This window comes from Pseudomonas sp. 05N434, assembly GCF_056396965.1.
In genome coordinates this window covers 1-3,743 of sequence record NZ_JBFTMK010000500.1, presented here as the reverse complement: position 1 = coordinate 3,743, position 3,743 = coordinate 1, and the positions used below count along the sequence as shown (strand labels likewise).

Here is a 3,743-nt window from a genome sequence, read left to right as displayed (position 1 = left end):
AGACATGGTTTATGAATCGCTACATATCTACAATCGCCCGCACTGAATTCCCGGCACTGCTCATCCTGACTCAGGCTTATGAGTAGAACAGGGCGTCGAGAAGCCTGATGGCTTCATGCGACCCCCCATTGTCGGTGCCTTCCGACGATCCGCACCAAATGGAATTGGTCTGTAACAAGGCCCTTGACCACGAATTCGAATAAGAACACACCGCAGGCCCAGCAATTGTCGAACCGCGTCTGACGCGCGACGGGCAGGCCCTTATTCAATCCAAGAAAAATGCCAACCCTTGGCAGGGTGAAGTGTTGGCGATCAAAACCCAACTGCATTGCGCAAGCTGCTTTAGAGGTCGTGAGATGAGTAAAAACAGGTACCCCAGACTACTAGGCTTATTGCCGCTGCTCGGCACGTTGTTGCTGGGAGGCTGCAACATGACCTTGCTCGATCCCAAGGGCCAGGTCGGCCTGGATGAGCGAAACCTGATCATCACCGCAACGCTGCTGAYGCTGTTGGTCGTCGTGCCGGTCATCGTCATGACGTTCCTGTTCGCCTGGAAATACCGCGCTTCCAACCAGGACGCCGTCTACACGCCAAAATGGTCCCACTCCACCAAGATCGAAATCGCGGTGTGGACTATTCCGGTACTGATCATCATTGCCCTGGGTTACGTCACCTACAAGTCGACCCACGCACTGGATCCTTACAAGCCGCTGGAATCCGACGTCAAGCCGGTCACCATTGAAGTGGTCGCGCTGGACTGGAAGTGGCTGTTCATCTACCCGGAACAAGGCATCGCCACGGTCAACAAGATCGTGTTCCCGGCGCACACCCCGATCAACTTCAAGATCACTTCCGACGCCGTGATGAACTCGTTCTTCATCCCTGCTCTGGGCGGTCAGATCTACGCGATGGCGGGCATGCAGACCAAACTGCACCTGATCGCCAACCAGAACGCTGAAATGGACGGTATCTCCGCCAACTACAGCGGCGCGGGTTTCACCGGCATGAAATTCAAAGCTATCGCCACTTCTCAGGAAGATTTCGACGCCTGGGTAAGCGAAGTCAAAAAGGCACCTAAACAGCTTGAACAAGCTGAATACGCAGCCCTGTCCAAACAAAGCCAGAACAACCCAGTCGAGCTTTACTCCTCGGTCACGCCGAACCTGTTCCAGATCATCGTCGACAAGTACGAAGGCATGAAACCGGGCAAGCCAGTGCACCACGAGAAGAAAGAGCACGAAGTGGCCGCCATGGAAGGAATGGACATGAGTTCGCATTCAGCTGCCGGGGCAGAGGAGTAAACGATGTTTGGTAAATTAAGTTGGGAAGCGGTCCCGTTCCACGAACCGATCGTAATGGTGACCATCGCCATGATCGCGCTCGGTGGTCTGGCACTGTTCGCTGCAATCACCTACTTCAAGAAGTGGACCTATTTGTGGACCGAGTGGTTGACCTCGGTCGACCACAAGAAAATCGGCGTGATGTACATCGTCGTCGCCATGGTCATGCTGCTGCGTGGCTTTGCCGACGCCATCATGATGCGTACCCAATTGGCCATGGCCACCGAGGGTTCGCCTGGCTACCTGCCACCTGAACACTATGACCAGATCTTCACCGCCCACGGTGTGATCATGATCATTTTCATGGCGATGCCATTCTTCACCGGCCTGATGAACCTTGCAGTGCCGTTGCAGATCGGCGCGCGTGACGTTGCCTTCCCGTTCCTGAACTCCCTGAGCTTCTGGCTGCTGGTTTCCGGCGTGGTGCTGATCAACCTGTCCCTGGGCGTAGGCGAATTCGCCAAGACTGGTTGGGTTGCCTATCCGCCGCTGTCGGGTCTGCAATACAGTCCGGGCGTGGGGATGGATTACTACATCTGGGCGCTGCAGCTATCCGGGCTAGGTACGACGCTGACGGGGGTCAACTTCCTGGCCACCGTGCTGAAAATGCGTACCCCTGGCATGAAGCTGATGGACATGCCGATCTTCACCTGGACCTGCACCTGGGCCAACGTCCTGATCGTGGCTTCGTTCCCGATCCTGACCGCTACCCTGGCTTTGCTGACGCTTGACCGTTACATGGATTTCCACATTTTCACCAATGAACTTGGTGGTAATCCGATGATGTACGTCAACCTGTTCTGGGCTTGGGGTCACCCTGAGGTTTACATCCTGATCCTGCCGGCGTTCGGTATCTTCTCCGAAGTCATCTCGACCTTCACCGGCAAGAAGCTGTTCGGCCACCATTCGATGATCTACGCTTCGGGCGCGATCTCGATCCTGGGCTTCATGGTTTGGCTGCACCACTTCTTCACCATGGGTTCGGGTGCCAGCGTCAACGCCTTCTTCGGTCTGGCGACGATGCTGATTTCCATCCCGACGGGTGTGAAGCTGTTCAACTGGCTGTTCACCATCTACCAGGGCCGTCTGCGCTTCACCAGCCAGGTGATGTGGACCCTGGGCTTCATGGTGACCTTCGCCATCGGCGGCATGACCGGCGTACTGCTGGCCATCCCGGGTGCTGACTTCGTACTGCACAACAGCCTGTTCGTGATCGCGCACTTCCACAACGTGATCATCGGCGGCGCGGTATTCGGTTACATCGCAGGCTTCGCCTTCTACTTCCCGAAAGCGTTCGGCTTCAAGCTGCACGAAGGCTGGGGCAAGGCAGCATTCTGGTTCTGGATCTCCGGCTTCTTCGTCGCGTTCATGCCGCTCTATGTACTGGGCTTCATGGGTATGACCCGTCGTCTGAACGCCACCACCAACCCTGAGTGGGTGCCGTACCTGTACGTTGCCATGTTCGGTGCGGTGATGATCGCTGCGGGTATCGCCTGCCAGCTGATCCAGCTGTACGTGAGTATCCGTGACCGCAAGCTGCCGCAGAACATGTGCGAGCACGGCGACCCATGGAATGCCCACACCCTGGAATGGTCGACCTCCTCGCCACCTCCGTTCTACAACTTCGCCGTGCTGCCAAAAGCCGACGTTGTCGACCCGTTCACCGAAGCCAAGGAAAACGGCACCGCGTACAAGGCTCCGACCAAGTACGAGCCGATCCACATGCCAAACAACACCGCGACCGGTGTGGTCATGGGCGCACTGTTGACCGTATTCGGTTTCGCGATGATCTGGCACATCTGGTGGTTGGCAATAGCCAGCCTGGCAGGCACCGTGATCTACTTCGCGATCCACGCGGCCCGTGATGATCAAGGCTACTACGTGCCGGTCGACGTGATCGAGCGCATCGAAGCCGAGCAGCACAAGCGTCTGGTAGCAGCCGGGAAAGTCCCAGCCACCACCACCCGTGTTGAAACCTCGTTGGAACAGGCTTAAACCATGTCGAACTTAGTGACCAATGCTGGACACACCCATGTCGATGGACATGGGCATGATGACCATCACCACGACTCGGGCGAGATGACCGTATTCGGTTTCTGGCTCTACCTGATGACCGACTGCATTCTGTTTGCGTCGATCTTCGCAGCGTACGCGGTACTGGTTAACAACGTAGCGGGTGGCCCGTCGGGCCACGACATCTTCGAACTGCCATACGTACTGGGCGAAACCGCTCTGCTGCTGTTCAGTTCGATCACCTACGGCTTCGCCATGCTGGCGTTCTTCCGTGGCAACAAGAAGCAGGTCCTGGGCTGGCTGGCCCTGACCTTCCTGTTCGGTGCCGGCTTCATCGGCATGGAGATCAACGAGTTCCACATGCTGATCTCCGAGGGCTATGGCCCTAAC

Annotated in this window: 3 protein-coding genes; all 3 read left to right on the top strand. The window is 56.9% G+C overall.

Annotation, left to right across the window (positions count from 1 at the left end; translation table 11 throughout):
• The first annotated feature begins 356 nt into the window (after positions 1-356).
• Entirely contained in the window at positions 357-1,301 is a 945-nt protein-coding gene (cyoA, locus tag AC1DLB_RS24440) for a ubiquinol oxidase subunit II (protein ID WP_477785786.1), read from the top strand.
• Between the two features lie 3 nt (positions 1,302-1,304).
• Positions 1,305-3,335 (top strand): cytochrome o ubiquinol oxidase subunit I, encoded by a 2,031-nt coding sequence (gene cyoB, locus AC1DLB_RS24435; RefSeq protein ID WP_018930157.1) that lies wholly within the window; start codon positions 1,305-1,307, stop codon positions 3,333-3,335.
• Positions 3,336-3,338: 3 nt separating this feature from the next.
• A partial coding sequence (locus AC1DLB_RS24430) for a cytochrome c oxidase subunit 3 (RefSeq protein WP_477785785.1) occupies positions 3,339-3,743 on the top strand: 405 nt, incomplete at its 3' end.

Bases quoted from the DNA above. Each gene is read 5' to 3' on its own strand.
- cyoB (WP_018930157.1), top strand. From the start codon at position 1,305: ATGTTTGGTAAATTAAGTTGGGAAGCGGTCCCGTTCCACGAACCGATC.